The organism is Polynucleobacter sp. es-MAR-4, assembly GCF_018882055.1.
Classification (GTDB): domain Bacteria; phylum Pseudomonadota; class Gammaproteobacteria; order Burkholderiales; family Burkholderiaceae; genus Polynucleobacter.
In genome coordinates, this window is the sequence record NZ_JACVPF010000001.1 from 1 (window position 1) to 16,090 (window position 16,090).

The 16,090-nt window shown below is 43.5% G+C and carries 16 protein-coding genes and 1 pseudogene; 11 read left to right on the forward strand and 6 right to left on the reverse strand.

Annotated elements, in window-relative coordinates:
* A pseudogene (locus ICN16_RS00005) lies at window positions 1–367 on the reverse strand (catalase-peroxidase); the annotation flags it as partial.
* 1,117 nt (window positions 368–1,484) lie between these two features.
* Here ICN16_RS00005 and ICN16_RS00010 point away from each other — a divergent pair.
* On the forward strand, window positions 1,485–2,456 hold the full coding sequence (locus ICN16_RS00010) for a tripartite tricarboxylate transporter substrate binding protein (RefSeq protein ID WP_216133013.1): 972 nt from the start codon (window positions 1,485–1,487) through the stop codon (window positions 2,454–2,456).
* A 335-nt stretch (window positions 2,457–2,791) separates the two neighbouring features.
* On the opposite strand, the gene ICN16_RS00015 is transcribed toward ICN16_RS00010, so the two are convergent.
* Window positions 2,792–2,944, reverse strand: coding sequence for a hypothetical protein (locus tag ICN16_RS00015; RefSeq protein WP_216133014.1), 153 nt, complete (start codon window positions 2,942–2,944; stop codon window positions 2,792–2,794).
* A gap of 132 nt (window positions 2,945–3,076) precedes the next feature.
* Here ICN16_RS00015 and ICN16_RS00020 point away from each other — a divergent pair, with 132 nt between their 5' ends.
* The 9 genes from ICN16_RS00020 to ICN16_RS00060 all read left to right on the forward strand — a co-directional run bounded on the left by ICN16_RS00020 (window position 3,077) and on the right by ICN16_RS00060 (window position 10,315).
* Entirely contained in the window at window positions 3,077–4,123 is a 1,047-nt protein-coding gene (locus tag ICN16_RS00020) for an extracellular solute-binding protein (RefSeq protein ID WP_216133015.1), read from the forward strand.
* An 8-nt stretch (window positions 4,124–4,131) separates the two neighbouring features.
* On the forward strand, window positions 4,132–4,707 hold the full coding sequence (locus ICN16_RS00025; protein WP_216133016.1) for an energy transducer TonB: 576 nt from the start codon (window positions 4,132–4,134) through the stop codon (window positions 4,705–4,707).
* A 4-nt stretch (window positions 4,708–4,711) separates the two neighbouring features.
* The gene (locus ICN16_RS00030; RefSeq protein WP_216133017.1) at window positions 4,712–5,416 is read left to right on the forward strand and encodes a MotA/TolQ/ExbB proton channel family protein; all 705 of its coding nucleotides are present in this window, start codon (window positions 4,712–4,714) and stop codon (window positions 5,414–5,416) included.
* Between the two features lie 15 nt (window positions 5,417–5,431).
* The gene (locus tag ICN16_RS00035) at window positions 5,432–5,845 is read left to right on the forward strand and encodes a biopolymer transporter ExbD (protein WP_216133018.1); all 414 of its coding nucleotides are present in this window, start codon (window positions 5,432–5,434) and stop codon (window positions 5,843–5,845) included.
* Window positions 5,845–6,048, forward strand: coding sequence for a hemin uptake protein HemP (hemP, locus tag ICN16_RS00040; RefSeq protein ID WP_216133019.1), 204 nt, complete (start codon window positions 5,845–5,847; stop codon window positions 6,046–6,048). The genes ICN16_RS00035 and hemP overlap by 1 nt, the downstream gene beginning before the upstream one ends.
* A gap of 7 nt (window positions 6,049–6,055) precedes the next feature.
* Window positions 6,056–6,268, forward strand: coding sequence for a hypothetical protein (locus tag ICN16_RS00045; protein WP_216133020.1), 213 nt, complete (start codon window positions 6,056–6,058; stop codon window positions 6,266–6,268).
* 105 nt (window positions 6,269–6,373) lie between these two features.
* A complete protein-coding gene (locus tag ICN16_RS00050; protein WP_216133021.1) occupies window positions 6,374–8,575 on the forward strand; it encodes a TonB-dependent siderophore receptor in 2,202 nt (733 codons plus the stop codon).
* Window positions 8,576–8,592: 17 nt separating this feature from the next.
* Complete coding sequence (locus tag ICN16_RS00055; RefSeq protein ID WP_216133022.1) at window positions 8,593–9,276, forward strand: Fe2+-dependent dioxygenase; 684 nt, start codon at window positions 8,593–8,595, stop codon at window positions 9,274–9,276.
* 589 nt (window positions 9,277–9,865) lie between these two features.
* Window positions 9,866–10,315, forward strand: coding sequence for a bacterioferritin (locus tag ICN16_RS00060; protein ID WP_216133023.1), 450 nt, complete (start codon window positions 9,866–9,868; stop codon window positions 10,313–10,315).
* A gap of 438 nt (window positions 10,316–10,753) precedes the next feature.
* Here ICN16_RS00060 and ICN16_RS00065 read toward each other — a convergent pair whose 3' ends face one another.
* Window positions 10,754–12,856 (reverse strand): TonB-dependent receptor, encoded by a 2,103-nt coding sequence (locus ICN16_RS00065; protein WP_216133024.1) that lies wholly within the window; start codon window positions 12,854–12,856, stop codon window positions 10,754–10,756.
* Window positions 12,857–13,110: 254 nt separating this feature from the next.
* Between ICN16_RS00065 and ICN16_RS09820 the strand changes: the two genes are divergently transcribed.
* Entirely contained in the window at window positions 13,111–13,236 is a 126-nt protein-coding gene (locus ICN16_RS09820) for a hypothetical protein (RefSeq protein WP_255533540.1), read from the forward strand.
* A 366-nt stretch (window positions 13,237–13,602) separates the two neighbouring features.
* Here the strand turns inward: ICN16_RS09820 and ICN16_RS00070 are convergent, their stop codons facing one another.
* The 3 genes from ICN16_RS00070 to ICN16_RS00080 all read right to left on the reverse strand — a co-directional run bounded on the left by ICN16_RS00070 (window position 13,603) and on the right by ICN16_RS00080 (window position 16,036).
* A complete protein-coding gene (locus ICN16_RS00070) occupies window positions 13,603–14,220 on the reverse strand; it encodes a ClpP family protease (protein ID WP_216133025.1) in 618 nt (205 codons plus the stop codon).
* A gap of 1,353 nt (window positions 14,221–15,573) precedes the next feature.
* Window positions 15,574–15,861, reverse strand: a complete 288-nt coding sequence (locus tag ICN16_RS00075) for a hypothetical protein (protein WP_216133026.1) — start codon at window positions 15,859–15,861, stop codon at window positions 15,574–15,576.
* The gene (locus ICN16_RS00080; RefSeq protein ID WP_216133027.1) at window positions 15,851–16,036 is read right to left on the reverse strand and encodes a hypothetical protein; all 186 of its coding nucleotides are present in this window, start codon (window positions 16,034–16,036) and stop codon (window positions 15,851–15,853) included. Before ICN16_RS00080 ends, ICN16_RS00075 begins: the two co-directional genes overlap by 11 nt.
* Window positions 16,037–16,090: the final 54 nt, after the last annotated feature.

A 16,090-nucleotide genomic window follows, 5' to 3' on the forward strand; every position in this document is an offset into this window, starting at 1 on the left:
CTGGCCATGAGTTCAATGGAGCAAAGCGTTGATTGCCTGTCCCAGCTCCACCGCGACCATCGGCAATGCGATAGCTACCCGCAGAGTGCCAGGCCATACGAATCATCAGGCCGCCGTAGTGACCCCAATCTGCTGGCCACCAGGCTTGACTGTTGAGCAGCAACTCTTTCATGTCTTTCTTGAGTGCGCCTACATCGAGCTTTTTTAATTCATCTCGATAGTTAAATGACGGACCCATTGGGTTTGTCTTTGTATCTTGTTGATGAAGAATGTCTAGGTTCAGTGACTTTGGCCACCATGCCATTGGGGTGTTGCTGGATTCAGTATTGGCCCCGTGAGCAACTGGGCACATTCCTTGTGATGTCATTTAGATCTCCTAATAGGTAAATCATTTTTGCTTGGTTAAGCCGACCTGTTCAGACTAACTGATAAAGCTTTAATAGTCTGTGTGTTTGACGGTTTTTATTCGCCCGCCATAAATGCGATAAGAACATTCATAGAGAACTCCTCTTGGCGGACTCTGACTGCAAAATTGCAAGCAAGTCCTTTTCATATTGATGGTTGAGGAAGTACAAGCCTTCTGCAATCGTGGCCAATCTATTTTAGATTTTCATTTTTAACTCCTTTCATTGTGTGTTGCGATGGATTCATCTTGTTCTTAATGAAGTGATCTGTCTAATGAATTAATATGAAGTTGTTAATCTAATAAATAGATAATTAGTTGGCTAAGCCAATTCAGTAAAAGCCACGCTAGAGGGGCTCTTGTATGGCTGCCGTATCGTGCATAGCCAGTAAATCTTTTGGCAGCGTTGCTGCGACAAAAGCCAAATTGTTATGGCACTCAACGGCTGGTATAGGAGGGTTAACCCTTTTTACTCTACCATCATCTTTCGACGATTTTGTTGCTAGGAATTTTTTATTGTTCAATGCTTTAAGTGTGGCGTGAAGGGTCGCTTGGGGGCGATATGTTTATGGTGAATTAACTCACTAACATTAGTAAATTCATTTGCCCAATGTCTAAATGCGAAGGAGTCTAATGGCACTATTTCATGGCAAGTAAGGTTATGCTCCGCATTAATTGTGCTTACATGCCCATTAAAATACAGATATTTTTTCATGATTTTGTGTCTATTGCTGAAAGATGATTGAGATTGGGTCGTAATGCTGCTGAAGAAAATTGATCCACATGGGTTTGGGCTTTAGATTCAATGCGTACTGGTTGTGGTAAAAATCCCCCACCATTTCTAGCGGGGGACTGATCGCACATCATGGAGGTGAGTTGTCACAACGCAAGATCAATTTAATAGACGAGCGCGGATTGGTAAACCCCTTAAATGCGGGATATTTTGCCTGCGGATAATTGAGTAGAGTCCATAAACTTTTTCTCATTATTGGCATCACCAAAAGCCGTACCAATCATTTAGAAGGCAGGATTAAAAACTGCCTTGCCTGCATTCCCTTGGTAATTTTTCCCAGAAAGAATAATGTTTAGCCTAAATAAACTCCTTAAAACCGCCTTAATCCTGCTGGCGAGTCCAGGATTGCTAAGTGCCCAGGAATTCCCGCCTAAAAAACCAGTAACCATGATTGTGGGTTTTGCGGCGGGCGGATCGGCTGATACCGCTGCACGCGTCATTGCCAAAAAGCTCGGTGAAAATATTGGGCAAACTGTCGTAGTGGATAACAAGCCAGGCGCTGGCGGCAACATTGCCCATGCCGCTGTAGCTAATGGACCTCTTGATGGCTCCATGATTTTGTTGGGCTCAATTGGCCCGCTAACGATTGCGCCTCACATGATGAAGGTTTCCTATGATCCATTTAAGGATTTAGCGCCACTCACCATGGGTTTAATGTTCCCTAATATCCTGGTGGTACCAACTTCCTTGGGCGTTAAGAGTCTAAAAGAGTATGTGTCCCTTGCTAAAAAAGAGTCAGGTAAATTAACCTTTGCCTCCACTGGCAATGGGGCTGCATCACATCTACAGGGTGAGTTATTTAATAGCGTTGCTGGCATTGATGTTGTTCACGTCCCGTATAGGGGCGGTAACCCAGCAATGATTGATCTATTGGCGGGTAGGGTATCTTCCTTTTACGCCTCACCTTCTACGGCAGGACCATTTATTAAAGAAGGTAAATTAATTCCGCTTGCAGTAACGAGTGCAAAGCGTTCACCTTTTTATCCTAAAGTTCCAACGATTTCTGAATCTGGTTACCTAGGATTTGATTCCGCCAACTGGTATTCCTTTATGGCTCCAGGTAAAACCCCAATTCCTATTTTGGAAGCCTGGAATAAGGCTCTGGTAAAAACACTGAGGGATAAGGAAGTGATTGCCGCCTTGGGCGAGCATAACTTTAGCCCTGTACCAATGAGTAGGGATGAGCTCGCCAAGTTCATGGTGAGGGAATCCGCCACTTGGGGCAAGATTATTAAAGAAAAGAATATTCCAGAGGGTTAGGTTGGGAATCTGCCTTTTGGGTAGCGAGCATCCTAAATGGTGCTGCTGCAATCATGGCTTGGTTTGTGTTGTGCCCAAAGCGCTGTAAATTAATTGAGAACTCCGGTGGGGTCAAGGCAATGGCAACTGGCGTCATCGCCATCGATTGATGAAGCTGTCAAGTTAATAACTCCGGATTTGAAGCGTATAACATCACCCACTTTTATATCGCCCATTTCACCTCTTTCTAAGTTCTACTTTGTTAATAGTTCTTGCCGCCCTCGCTTGTTATAAATGCACTACATCACCAAATTAAAGTCTAGTTTTGCTTTGTAGACAGTCAAAATTTTCTAACTCTAACAGTGTGCTCTTTCCAAATCTTCAATAGTCACTAGCGCTTGTTTAATTAGTTCAACGGGAATTTCCTTGGAATCGATAAGGGCATTGAGGGCAATAATCGCTTGCTTTGCCGCCATTTCGCAGCCTGTTTTCTGGTAATTCAAGACCATTGCTAGGGCTCCTGAAGTATTTGACTCGATTTCATTGGGATCTCCATCATTAGTTGATAATGATTCTCATTATGATATAGAATTCTTAAAATTCAACAAAAATGATGATTTATATTAAAAAAGGCCAAAAAAATGAACTCAAGAAAACTATTGGTAGGTGGCTTGTTGATACTAGGTGTCTTTGGTGCGAATGTGTATGCCGCAGAGCCTATCAAAGAATTAAATCTATATTCAGCTCGTCATTACCAAACTGACGAAGCTTTGTATACCGACTTCACCAAAAAGACGGGGATCAAGATTAATCGTATCGAAGCGGATGACAACGGTATTTTGGAGCGCCTAAAAAGTGAGGGCGATAAAAGTCAGGCTGATGTCATATTGCTCGTTGATGCTGCTCGCTTGTGGAGGGCTCAAATGCACAACATGTTTGCGCCAACTAAGTCAAAGTACCTTGATGAGCGGATCCCCCTCAACTTGAGGGCCAATACCGAGGTGAGTGGAACACCTTGGTATGGATTCTCTACTCGTGCCCGCGTTATTGTTTACAACAAGTCCACCGTCAAAAAGACTGATGTAGATACTTACGAAAAGCTAGCAGACCCGAATAACAAAGGGAAGGTCTGCACTCGATCTGGTGCTCATCCATATATGCTTTCACTTGTGGGTGCATTAATTGAAAGAGATGGCCTGGCAGGAACCGAGACTTGGGCAAAAGGCATGGTAGCCAATATGGCTCGGTCTCCAAGGGGTGGCGATACAGATCAAATTAAAGCAGTAGCCTCAGGAGAGTGTGGCGTTGCTTTGACAAACTCATACTACTTTGCTCGCATGATGCAATCCGATAAGCCTGATGACATGACCGCCATCTCTAGGGTGGGCTTTGTTTGGCCAAACCAGGGGGCTGGCGGGGTACATATCAATATCTCTGGCGGCGGCATGGCTCGTAATGCCCCACACCCAAAAGAGGCGATTCAATTTCTGGAATATTTAGCGAGTGACTCGGCTCAAGAGTACTTAGCTAATAGTAATAACGAGTGGCCAGCAGTCCAATCAGTCAAGGTGGACAATTCAGCGCTCAAAGCCCTAGGCACTTTTCAGTCGGAGAAGGTTTCTGTATCAGCAATTGGTAAGAATCAAATTGCTGCTCAGAAACTCTTGGACCAGGTTGGTTACAAGTAATCAACGTCATGTTTATATCTTTAGGCGAAATTACCTATAAGAAGGCCGGGATTGGGGTGGCGGTGATGCACGCCGTTATTCCACTGGCGCTAATTATGTTGACATTCAATTACTCGAGAAAAGCAGAGCCTATTTTAATGATGGCGCAAATAATTGACCGAGAATCAATGGCCATTACCCCATCGGCTCATGTAAAGCCCAAAGATAAAAAATTGGATAAGGAAAAAACAACCAAGGATGGTGATCTTGTAAAAGAAAAAACAAGCGAAGCGAAATCAGAAGGGGCATTAGCATCTGCACCGGTTTCCATGCCCAACTCTGACGCCTCTGAATTAAATAACCCGAAGCCACCTTACCCAGCAATTAGCAAAAAACTGCGGGAACAGGGTTTAGTTCTTTTAAAGGCTTGTATTGGTGCCAATGGATCTTTAGATAGCCTCGATTTGAAACAAGGATCAGGTTTCTCGCGGCTTGACCAAGTTGCACTACAGACAGTAAAGCAATGGAAATTTATTCCAGCAAAAAAGGGTGGCACCCCAATACCGATGTGCTACGAGTTACCAGTTAAATTTATTTTGGAGTAGTGATATGAATTCAGGTTTGAGTTTGGTTAATTTATGGGTTGAGGGCGGATTCGTCATTCAGTTAACGGCAATCATTTTGCTGGGGATGTCGATTGCCTCTTGGACGGTGATGATCGTAAAAGCAATGATGATTTACAAAGCAAAACAGCAGTTTAAGCAATTACATGATTTTTGGCATAGCCCCAATCTCAATAATGCTCTTGAGGCCCTCGAGTCTAGTGACCAGGATGCCAATCCCCTTAAGTCTCTTGCTCTGGAGGGGCAAAATGCCATGCGCCACCATCGGAATACCGAGAAGCATTTGCATGACTCTTTGGATTTAAACGATTGGATTACCAGTAGTCTGCGAAATGCGATTGATGATGTAAAGGAGCGCTTTGGTTCTGGATTAATCGTGTTGGCCTCTATTGGATCTACGGCACCTTTTGTTGGTTTATTTGGAACGGTATGGGGAATTTACCAAGCGCTGATCACAATTAGCGATAGCGGTATGTCTAGTATTGATAAGGTGGCTGGCCCAGTAGGTGAGGCACTTGTAATGACTGCCTTCGGTTTAGCAGTAGCTATTCCAGCGGTGCTGGGTTACAACGCACTGCTTCGCGGCAATCAATTTATTTTAAATAGATTAAATAGATTCGCGTATGACTTACGGGCGTTTTACGTTGCTGGATTTCAGCGCTCAAATTCTGAAAAAGCCTTTACAGAGTAATTTTGGAGAATTGAAATGAGCTTTGGATCCTTTGATAGCCAAGAAGAGCACTTTATGAGTGAGATCAATATGACGCCATTTGTGGATGTCATGCTGGTTCTCCTCATTATTTTCATGATTACTGCACCAGTTTTAAAACATGCTGTTGAGGTGAATTTACCTCAAGCGTCCAGTAAGCCTCAAGTGAATAAGCCAGAGATTTTAAGTTTAAATATTGATCAATCTGGAGGTTATATCCTGGATAAGAAAAAGCTAACTGAAAAAGAGCTTAACGAACAGTTGCAGCAAGCATCTAAGGCCAGCCCCCAACCAGTCTTGCATATTTATGCTGATAAGAAGGTGGAGTACGACTATGTTGCTAAAGCAATGAGCCTTGCCAATGGTGCTGGTATTGAGAAAGTGGGCTTTGTAACCAGCCCAGGTAAATAATGGCTAGCATTACAAAAAATAATCTCCCATCTAGTCTGGCACCAAGAATTATTCGGCTAGATAGACAAGATCCAGAAGTGGCTACCCGGAAGGTAAATAGCAAAGAGTTGTTTGGCGATTCTCAAAGTTTGCTAATAGAGCATGAGGGCACAACTTACTGCTTGCGTGCAACGAAATTTGGCAAGCTCTTAATTACCAAATAAACAGGAAATGAGCAAGGTCGGAATCTATTCCCGCGTTTTAACGCTTATGTGGGGTCTTGGCGGATGCACCTCCTCTAAACAGGTAGGATCGGGAGGTAATTTAACTGGGGATGAAATTAGCATTAATGCAAGTACCGTAGTAAATCAGAACTTGATGAATGAGCAAAATGCAGTAACTCCTAGCGAAGTTTATAGAAATATTCCTGGGATGAGTCGTTAAAAGAATTTTGTATTAAAAAATAGTAGCCAGCCGTACATGGGGTAATTCCCACGCGATGCAGCAAGCCAATTGAAATTAACTAATGTTTATTAGATTGGATTTGTTGTGAGAAAAAAGAACGTCAAAAGAAATCAACGCTTAAATGAGCCACAATCATCTCGGGCAACTCTAGGCGCTGCGGTAGCAATGATTATGGTGAGCTCAAGTCAAGTAGCTTTTGCGCAAACGGTCATTCCAGAAACCAAGTCCATGGGGCAGGTTGAAGTAAAGGCAAAATACGATGAAGAGTCAAATCGCTACAACCGAAATTACAGCAACATTGGAAAGATTACTCAGGAAATATCTGATATTCCACAGGCCATTACCGTTATTCCAGAAGGATTGCTGGAAGATCAAAATGCAACTACCTTAAAAGATGGCTTACGAAACGTACCGGGATTAACTTTCAATGCGGGTGAGGGCGGCCGTATTGGTGACAACATGAATATCCGTGGTTTTTATAGCTTTGGAGACTTATATGTTGATGGAATTAGAGACACAGCCCAATACAACCGTGACCTCTTCAACGTCACTCAGGTTGATGTGCTCAGGGGTGCGGCCTCCATGTTGTTCGGTCGCGGTCAAGCTGGTGGGGTTATCAATGAGGTGACTAAAACACCATTTCTGATGAATAAGAGTAATGCCGCAGTGACAGCTGGTAGTTATGACTACTATCGCGGGACTGCTGATATGAACGTTGTGCTGAATCAAGAAAGTAGTACTGCATTTCGATTAAATGCAGTTGCTCAAGATGCCAAGAGTTCGCGGGATGTAGTTCAAAACAAAACACTCGGTTTTGCTCCAACAGTTACGTACGGTATTGGCACTGATAATCAGGTTTCCCTAAGTTACTACTATCTCGATACCAACAATACTCCAGACTTTGGTGTTGGATTTGTCAATGGGAAGCCCTTAAATACCGCTACAGGTTTTAGTGGCACGAATCAAGATTACGAGAAAAACACAACCCAGTTGACTACTTTGTCCCAGCAATATACTTTTGATAAAGATACCTCCCTGAATACCAAGATTCGTTACTCTCATTATGACCGCTCGCTTTGGTCTAATAAGGGTCGCTCAGTTCTTCCAGTAACAGCTCTTGCCCTAGCCAATCCGCGCGGCGGGGAGGAATCAACGTTTGCTTTCCAGTCAGACTTTAATAAGCGGTTCTCAACTGGGTCGATCGGACATGAGTTATTGACTGGCGTTGAGGTATACAACGAGAATGCCGAGCGATATTCCTACGATACTACTGGTTGTACTGCTGACGTGATTCGCAATAATGTCATTGTTCGTGATACCTGTAAATATGGTTATGGTAATCAGGTTAAAACACCATCAAGTCAAGTAAATTACAAGGGTAATACCGCTTCTATTTATGCTCAAGATATGGTCGAGGTTTATACCGGCTGGAAAGTAATGGGCGGCATTCGGTATGACTCCTTGAGGGCTAATTACCAGGCCCCAGGCAATGCAACTACATTTGGCCCTTCGCGCCAGGCAAATTTAAATTTTGCTGAGAAAAGTTATAGAGCGGGACTCTTGTATCAACCTACTTTAAATTCCAATTACTACCTCACATGGAGTGACTCATTTAATCCAACAGCTGACTTATATCAACTTTCGGCTGGAACCGGCTACCCGGCCGAGCGAAGTGCAGTAAGCGAGTTGGGTGCTAAGTGGAACGTAACGGATGATGGTCTGGCATTAAGAGCAGCTCTTTATCAGGCGGTGAAAAAATGGGAGCGTAATACCGACATTAACAGTACTAGCTCAATCGATTCAGTAAAAAGACATACCAATGGGTTTGAGCTTGAGCTTACTGGGAGTATTACCGATAAGTGGGATATTTTTAGTGGTGGAGCATTAATGAGCTCTATTATTGATGATCAAGGCTATAGTGGGACTACTCGCCAAAATCCTAACTTAGTTGGCATGAGATCGCGTAATGCTCCTGCCTATACATACAACGTTTGGACAACCTATAAGGTTGCTCAAAATTGGAAGGTTGGGGGCGGAGTATTTGGGGTTGGCCAAAGACAGGTTTATGGTTTAAGCACCGGTACGGGGCCCATTACAGCTAATCAAGTTCCTGCTTATGCTCGTGTAGATGCTATGTTGCAGTACGACATCAAAGAATACTCTTTAAAGCTAAATGTGATGAACTTATTAAATACGACCAACTATGAGTCTGTATATGTTAATGGCGGCTTTGCAATTCCTGGCACCTTAAGGTCGTATCAGCTACAGGCAGTTGTTCGTTTTTAATTTATCTCGGAGAGAATATGTTGCTGCATGTGCCTAAGGTGTTATCTAAGTCCCAGCTATCTGAAGTTCGCAAAATTATTGATAGCGCCAATTGGGCTGATGGATCAATTACTGCGGGTACGCAGTCAGCTAAAGCTAAGAAGAATTTCCAGTTACCTGAAGATGGCATTGAGTCTCAAAAGGCTCGCGCTATTGTTTTAGAGGCCCTATCAGGAAACGCAGAGTATCTTACCGGCGCTCTTCCTAAGAAGATTTACCCTCCATTGTTCAATAAGTATGAAGGTTCAAATAATCAATTTGGCAATCATATTGATAATGCGGTGAGAACTCATGCTGCGAGTGGAAAGCACGTTCGAACAGACATTTCCTGCACCTTATTTCTGACAGATCCAAGCGAATATGAGGGCGGCGAGTTAGTGGTTGAGGATACTTTTGGAGAGCAAAGAATTAAGTTTGCAGCTGGTGACATGGTGATGTATCCAGGATCATCTGTTCATAGGGTAGAGCCAGTAACTAAGGGCACCCGGATTTCTTGTTTTTTCTGGACCGAGAGCATGATTCGCGGAGATGATCAGCGCCGAGTTCTTTATGATCTTGATAACGCCATTTATCAATTGCGCAAAGTAAAGGACGGCACTCCAGAGGTCATTCGCTTGACCGGGGTGTATCACAACCTCATGCGCATGTGGTCAGATGTATAGAGCTTTAAGAAGTTATTTCAACCCATTAGGAAATCAAATGCTAAAAACCCTCGCACTCAACATTGCAGCTATAACTCTACTAGGGGCATGCACAGCACAATCGTTGTCCATTCGACTCCAGAAGGCGCTTTAATTAGTAGCGATAGGCAAACCTTAGGTGTTTCACCATACGTGATTCATTTAACCCGGACATAAGTAAAACCCTTCCGCTGGCGAAGGATGGCTGTTATGGTGCGCCCCCCCATTTACGGCGCATTGGGCGAGTGGGGCTGTTGCGTCGTCTCCAGTAACCCCTTTATTCAGGGGGCTTGATGGAAATTACCAAATTTTGATTAGAAGACCTACCGATGCACAGATCTTCAAAAGGATTTTGAAGCAGCAAATCAAAGAGAGGATGTATTGGCTAGAAGACGAAAGGCCCAGGCGATTAACAACGTTGCCACCTCAGTTGAGATGGGTGGTATGCCGATGGGGTACGGTGGTTGGAGGTGGAGACATCAATATTTTCATTGCCTTTAGCGCTTGGGCAATCTAATCTTAATAAGTTATGCAAATTAGAGTGTAAAAATTATTATGAAAAGGATCAGTTATGAGTAATGAAATAGCAATTAAGGCTTTAAACAAAATCATGGAATTAGAATTGGCTGGGGTCGTGAAATATACCCATTACTCTCTAATGGTTTACGGCTATAACCGCATTCCGATTGTTTCTTGGTTAAAAGGAAATGCTGATGAGAGTCTAGCTCATGCCCACAAAGCCGGGGAGCTAGTTACTTTGCTAGGTGGCCACCCCTCTCTAAAAATTGGCCCTTTATTAGAGACGGAGCAGCACGATATCGGCGATATATTACGCGAGAGTCTTGCGCACGAAAAAGTAGCTTTAACTGCGTATTACGACCTAATTAAAGTGGCTGAGGAAATCCATTCGGTATTGCTAGAGGAGTACGCTAGAGAGATGATTGTTCAAGAAGAGCTACATTTAGATGAAGTGAATAAGATGTTGCGTAAGCCTGGTGATCTGGAGCCGTTTGCACAATAACTATCTTGCCAAATAGCGCATAAAGTAAGACCGCCTTCGGGCGGTTTTTCTTTGAGAGTCTGCTTTGGGTCGTTAGCCGCCTTTCATCAAAAAATCTCATTTATGAATCTTGGTGGGTTCAGTTATATCAATTGAGAGGCTTTACCTCACCCCCCCCATGTCTTAATGTCTGATGAATAAATCACATGTAGTTGTTGCACTTAATCAATGAGGTGGCGATTAAATAGTTGTCGTAATGTGGTGAATGTTGTCCATATGTTGTCTATGGACTAGAAAGTAAAAAAGCCTTCAGAGTTATTAACTCTGAAGGCTCCTACCTATTTGGCTACCCGGCCTGGGCTCGAACCGGGGACCTACAGATTAACAGTCTGCGGTCATAATTTTGATTATTTACTCGCACTAGTTATTCTATAAATCCGCATCTCAGAAGCTTATGGATCAGAAGGTTCCTCGTAGGCCCACCATCAAACTTCTTCCTGGTTGGGGTGCATATAGCCTGACTGCCATCGGAGTAGTTGCATACCGAATTTGCTCGTTGAGCAAGTTCTTTAGATTCATATACACAGTCCAATTCACGTCCTTAATTTTTTCTGTGTAAGAGATCCCCGCATTTAAGAGGTTGTAGCTTGGCGCTGGACCTTGTTCCCAAGCCGCTAATTTATTTTGCTGATAGCTATAAATGTAAGTAGCGTTGGTAAGCCAGCCATTCTGTTGATGAGCAATTTCTGCGCCCAAGCGTGGAGCTGGTTGAAGCGGTAAGTTTCCGCCTGAATCAAAAGTACCTTGAGAGGCATCCCCAAATAAACGTCCACCAACACCATGTTGTCTCCAGTTGTAGGTAAGCTCACCTTCAACGCCCTTGATGGTAGCTGCCGCTTGTTGAGCAACCACTACTGAGAAGTCTTCCGCATCGGGAACGGATTCACCCGTGTAATAGCCATAGATATAGTTATTAAAGCGGTTTGCATAGACGCTCGCTTTTCCACGCAATAAGCCACTCGTCTTTTGTATATTGAACTCCAGGTTATGCGAAGTTTCTTTATTGAGATTGGGGTTGCCGATATCAAATGTAGCGGTGGATTCATGAGCGCCATAAGAGTAGAGTTCTTGAGCGCTTGGAGCGCGCTGCGAGACCGTATAGGCAATACCTGCTCCATGACCTTGCATAAAGTTCCACAAACCGCCAGCCGAGTAAGACATTAAATTAAATGTCCGATTTTGTAGAGTGATACTAGGTGTGGGCCCAACAATATCGCCAGCAGAGTTCGCCATCTCTTGACCTTCTAGCTGTGTGCCAAGATTGGGTTTTTGCGCAACATTGTTGTAACGCAGCCCCAGATTTCCCTGGAGAGAATTCCACTTACCTTCTTCAATCCAGAATAGGGCATTGGAATTGGTTTTGGTGGGAGGAACAATTGCGTAACTACCTGTGCCAATTTCAGTGGCATTGAGAGAGGCTGCTGAGACCTGAGCTCCGAAAGTACCTTTCCAGCCAGCTAATGGGTTGTGGGCAAGTTCAAAGCGCGCCTCATTAGCCATGTTCTTCCATAAAGATGCTGCTTCACCGGTGTTGGTAAATTCAGTATGGTTGTAATTGGAGCTAGCTGCACTAAATTTAAAAGAAGAGAAGCCTGCAAATGGATCGCGAGTTTGGTGTTGCAAGTCATAGCGATTCTGCGACTGATTGATCGATCCGCCTTCAGGCGTTGGAATGCCGTAATTATTATTTAAGCGCTCAACAGAAACACCGGTATAACCGTTCTGACCAATATAAGAAACACCAACACCTAAATTATTTTGATTGCTAAAAGTATTGGGTAACTTCCCGGTGTAGTTATTGCCTCCGTTACCGCCAGGGGGCACAGTCCAGCCACCAGCTGGCTCACCTTGAGATTGCGTAGAGTTACCTGGGATGGTGTAGTCATTGGCATTATTAATCGCTGTATCTACGTGAACCGCAACAGAGCCAAAAGCACCATCTACTTCTAGAGCCCCAGCTCTGCCATTATTGACAGTTTCATAGCTTGTATTAACAGCCCCTGTGGGTCTATCAGGCAAGTTGGTGAGGATTCGATCATTGACCACGTTGACGAGTCCGCCGCTAGAGCCTGATCCATAGAGGAGGGCGGCTGCGCCACGCAAGATCTCGACTTGATGAGCATTTTGCATGTTGTTACCAACGGCATGGTCTTGAGAAATATTGGAGACATCTCCCACTGATAAGCCGTTCTGCAAAATCTGAACACGAGCGCCTTCCAGACCACGAATTACTGGACGTGATGATCCTGCGCCATAACCCGTTGCTGAAACGCCTAACTCATTCGCCAGAGTGGCGCCGAGCGTTGTTCCTAATTTATTTAGGAGTTCATCACCTTGCAAAATCTTGGTCGGAGTCAAAATGCTTTGTGTTGCTTCTTGTGATCCGGTTGCCGTAATTTCGAGAGACGGCTGAGTTTGCGCAAGAGCGGTAGTACTAATGAATCCTAAGACTAAAACGTAGATCAGCCTGTGCTTAGCCAATGGCTTATCGATTTGATACATAGTATTTCCTTCATTCCAAATGCACGCAATATGTTTATTGGCACAATAAATCTAGAGGCCAAACGATTAGGTCTGGCGTGTTGGGCGATTTATAGAATGAAGCTAGGTGGGGCTCTGGATTGATACAGCCCAATATGCATTCGGGCTGGAGGAGATTCATTGGATACCAGTTGCGCTTCATGAAGGAAGTTGGCGCCAATAAATAGGTTGGGTGTTGAGGCAACGAAGCCTGCAAGCGTGAGTGCGTCTAGAAGATGACAACTTGCGCTGCTATGACCGAGGGTAGGGGCTTGATCTACGCAACTCAGTTCGATATTTTGGTGGTGTATTCCGGAGTGAGCAATGCTGTGCGCAAAGCCAATCCAGTGTGTGCCTATTAAGCTGGCAAGCAAAAAGCTCAGGGCGATCCAGCCCCGGAATTGTTTTCTGAATTTACTTAACATACTGCTTTCATGCCCTAGATTTCATAGAATTTTCTGCTACGAGCTATTTTGGAGAGGAAAATCGATGCTATCGGGCTGGGGTGAAATCCTGATGTGCTTTAGAAAATAAGCGGCGTAATTACATTTGTTGTTCAAACTTGCACCAGATCTAAAATTTTTTTCTATAAATGACTGCTTGGGGTCGAAAGTACTCGGTTGGTAATTTGACTTGGGGCGGCTTTGGCCGAGCAAGAGACATTGCCATAGCATTAATGAGCGGTAATAGTCTGGAGTAATAAATCAAGTTCAAGCCTCTTGAATGATTTAATTGCTGCGCGCCTGGCTACTTTGAAGTATTTGTCCTTGCTCATGAATGGTATGGAGTTGACCACCTTCATATAACTCTCTTCTAATCCCTGTTACTAGTCCATATTCTTTAGCTTGACTGGGGTTTAGTGTTGTTCTTTCTAGCATTGATTTCTCCACTTCTTCAAGTTTTTTTTCTGCTGTATCTGCAATCACTCTGGCAATATTGTGGGCATCAATTTTGACGCTTTTCAGATGTTCATCAATACTTTTTTCATCGAGCTTTAAGTTACCCTGGAGTTGCAGGGAAACCCCGTGAATAAGAAAGCGAGCGTGTGGTACGCAAATCCGCTCCTCTCCCGCGCAAAATATAACAACACCGATTGAATCAACCGATCCAAAGTTATAAGTTGTAACCGGCAGGCCTATACCTCTAAGATAGTTGTGAGCGGAGAGGCCGTGAAGCACCGATCCACCCGGCGATGAAATCATCAAATGAATGTGATCATGCCCCCGCAGCATTACCTGATCAATAGACTTGAATAGTGAATCAGTAGTTTGAGCCGTTACCGGCGCCATAAACCTAATCCAGGAGGGGTTGCTTGGTTTCTTATTCTGCGTTAAGTTTGTCAGCATTGCTTTTTCCTAAATAATCTTGCGGAGTCGACAAAGTCCAATTTTTATATTGGCCAATCATATGCATACAAGCCAATAAAGTCCCTAATGGTTTTCCACCTCCCTTATTTGAGGGATTGCTTAATATTTATCGCACCATTAATCTTATCTTGCGTTGTGACGACGCACCTCCATGATGTGTGAAAATATCCCCCACTCAAAAGGTGGGGGATATTTATGTGGCAATCAAATCAATAAAATGATTAGGGAATTTTACGGGTGAGGATATAAGGCTTAAAGAAATTGATGCCAGACTTGAGTCAATTGAGGATGCAAGTAATGACTATTTATTTGACCTAATGATTCTGAAAACCCTCCTGAAGCTGCACCTTTAGGGGGGGGGGCAAATTTAATCGTCTATCAGGGCGCTTGGTTACATATGCGAAATCTATTACCCAACGCTTGAAGGTTAGGATTCCTAATTCGAGCACTTTAAATTCCAAATAGAGGCCTTCAAAGATTTACTCTTCGATGAAATTTAAATCCACTCAGGTGAAGGTATAAATCGCTACCGTAGGCCAAATAAACCCAGCAACAACAATGGCCGCAAAAATAATCATTTGTAATTCCACTTTATTTGTATAAAGTGTCAATTAGATTGGAAAGTATGTAGTTGGAATATCCCTTAAGTGTGGGATATAGAAATATGATCTTAAAAGCAAATAAACCCCTTAATTGGGGTTTATTTTTTTTCGAAGACATATTGTTAATTAACTGAGTTTGAACAATTTACGCGTATCACCAGAGTCGTGTTTGCAGGTGGGCGAGTGAAGCCAAGAGAAATCTTTATCAATTTAATATGACGCGATTGAGTCATATGGGGTTCTCGGCCTTTATTTAGTGATCTTGCTTGGGCAAAGCAATTTAGGGTGGCCTGCGCCAAAGATAAAGCTATCTATGACGTTGACATGAGAAAGCTCTCGCTTCCAACGGGTTTTCCTTCGCTTTGGACAATGCAGACAATACGGTACAAATGAGGGGTGGGCTAATTAAGTCCATTAAATCACACTGCCCCATATAAAAAAACTAGAGGATGAACATTGGAAGATATCAGATGCCATCTTTGTTCGGCACCCACCGCAAAAGGTGGAAGCGCTTGTGATTGTATTGTTTGCCGGCTGCATGAAGGACTAAGCAATACCAATGTGAATCGCCTAATTGGCTTAAGCTTAATTGGAACTATATTTTGTAATAGCATTATTACAAGCGTTGTAAGTTGAGTAATTTTTCACTTATTTGGTAATTGGTACGTAATTTTATATAAATCAGCCGGTTTACCGCTTGGGTTCTGAGAGGCTTTATTAACAACAATTGCTAATGAATCGATGTGCTGGTTGAGTTGGTTGCTAGAAGTCTATCAACCAAAACTTCTGGCCAAAACTGATCAAAAAGCACTTTCGCATCATCTTTTTCAGCCTCAGATAGCTCCATGCCTATTAAAGTAGATTTAATTATTACGGCATATGCCATCATGATTTCGGCGGTGCTGGCGCCACGAACATGGGGCAGAATTTCTTGCAGGGCATCAATGGCGATATCCCCCACCTTTTTAGAGTTGATCGTTGCCTTTATGGCTGCAAAGTCTTTGGAGTCAGTCGTCATGGGTAGATAGCCAATAAGCAATGGCAGATGCCTTTAGGGCAACAAATGAAAAAGATAGTCTTTTGGCATTTAAAGGCTCTTTAGGCTTGGGTGCCAGACAAACACTACAAAGTGGCCTATCACCCAGAATATGAGCACCACAGTTCTTGCGGGCGATTCGTTTTATTGAGTTCATTGGATCACCGCCAAACTGGAGCGGGGTAAAAAAACTGCCAGAGAACAAAGCGCC

Excerpts from the sequence above, each read along its gene's own strand:
- ICN16_RS00010 (WP_216133013.1), top strand. The coding sequence starts at position 1,485 with ATGTTTAGCCTAAATAAACTCCTTAAAACCGCCTTAATCCTGCTGGCG.
- ICN16_RS00015 (WP_216133014.1), bottom strand. The coding sequence starts at position 2,944 with ATGGTCTTGAATTACCAGAAAACAGGCTGCGAAATGGCGGCAAAGCAA.
- ICN16_RS00020 (WP_216133015.1), top strand. The coding sequence starts at position 3,077 with ATGAACTCAAGAAAACTATTGGTAGGTGGCTTGTTGATACTAGGTGTC.
- ICN16_RS00025 (WP_216133016.1), top strand. The coding sequence starts at position 4,132 with ATGTTTATATCTTTAGGCGAAATTACCTATAAGAAGGCCGGGATTGGG.
- ICN16_RS00030 (WP_216133017.1), top strand. The coding sequence starts at position 4,712 with ATGAATTCAGGTTTGAGTTTGGTTAATTTATGGGTTGAGGGCGGATTC.
- ICN16_RS00035 (WP_216133018.1), top strand. The coding sequence starts at position 5,432 with ATGAGCTTTGGATCCTTTGATAGCCAAGAAGAGCACTTTATGAGTGAG.
- hemP (WP_216133019.1), top strand. The coding sequence starts at position 5,845 with ATGGCTAGCATTACAAAAAATAATCTCCCATCTAGTCTGGCACCAAGA.
- ICN16_RS00045 (WP_216133020.1), top strand. The coding sequence starts at position 6,056 with ATGAGCAAGGTCGGAATCTATTCCCGCGTTTTAACGCTTATGTGGGGT.
- ICN16_RS00055 (WP_216133022.1), top strand. The coding sequence starts at position 8,593 with ATGTTGCTGCATGTGCCTAAGGTGTTATCTAAGTCCCAGCTATCTGAA.
- ICN16_RS00060 (WP_216133023.1), top strand. The coding sequence starts at position 9,866 with ATGAGTAATGAAATAGCAATTAAGGCTTTAAACAAAATCATGGAATTA.
- ICN16_RS00065 (WP_216133024.1), bottom strand. The coding sequence starts at position 12,856 with ATGTATCAAATCGATAAGCCATTGGCTAAGCACAGGCTGATCTACGTT.
- ICN16_RS09820 (WP_255533540.1), top strand. The coding sequence starts at position 13,111 with ATGACAACTTGCGCTGCTATGACCGAGGGTAGGGGCTTGATCTACGCA.
- ICN16_RS00070 (WP_216133025.1), bottom strand. The coding sequence starts at position 14,220 with ATGCTGACAAACTTAACGCAGAATAAGAAACCAAGCAACCCCTCCTGG.
- ICN16_RS00075 (WP_216133026.1), bottom strand. The coding sequence starts at position 15,861 with ATGACGACTGACTCCAAAGACTTTGCAGCCATAAAGGCAACGATCAAC.
- ICN16_RS00080 (WP_216133027.1), bottom strand. The coding sequence starts at position 16,036 with ATGAACTCAATAAAACGAATCGCCCGCAAGAACTGTGGTGCTCATATT.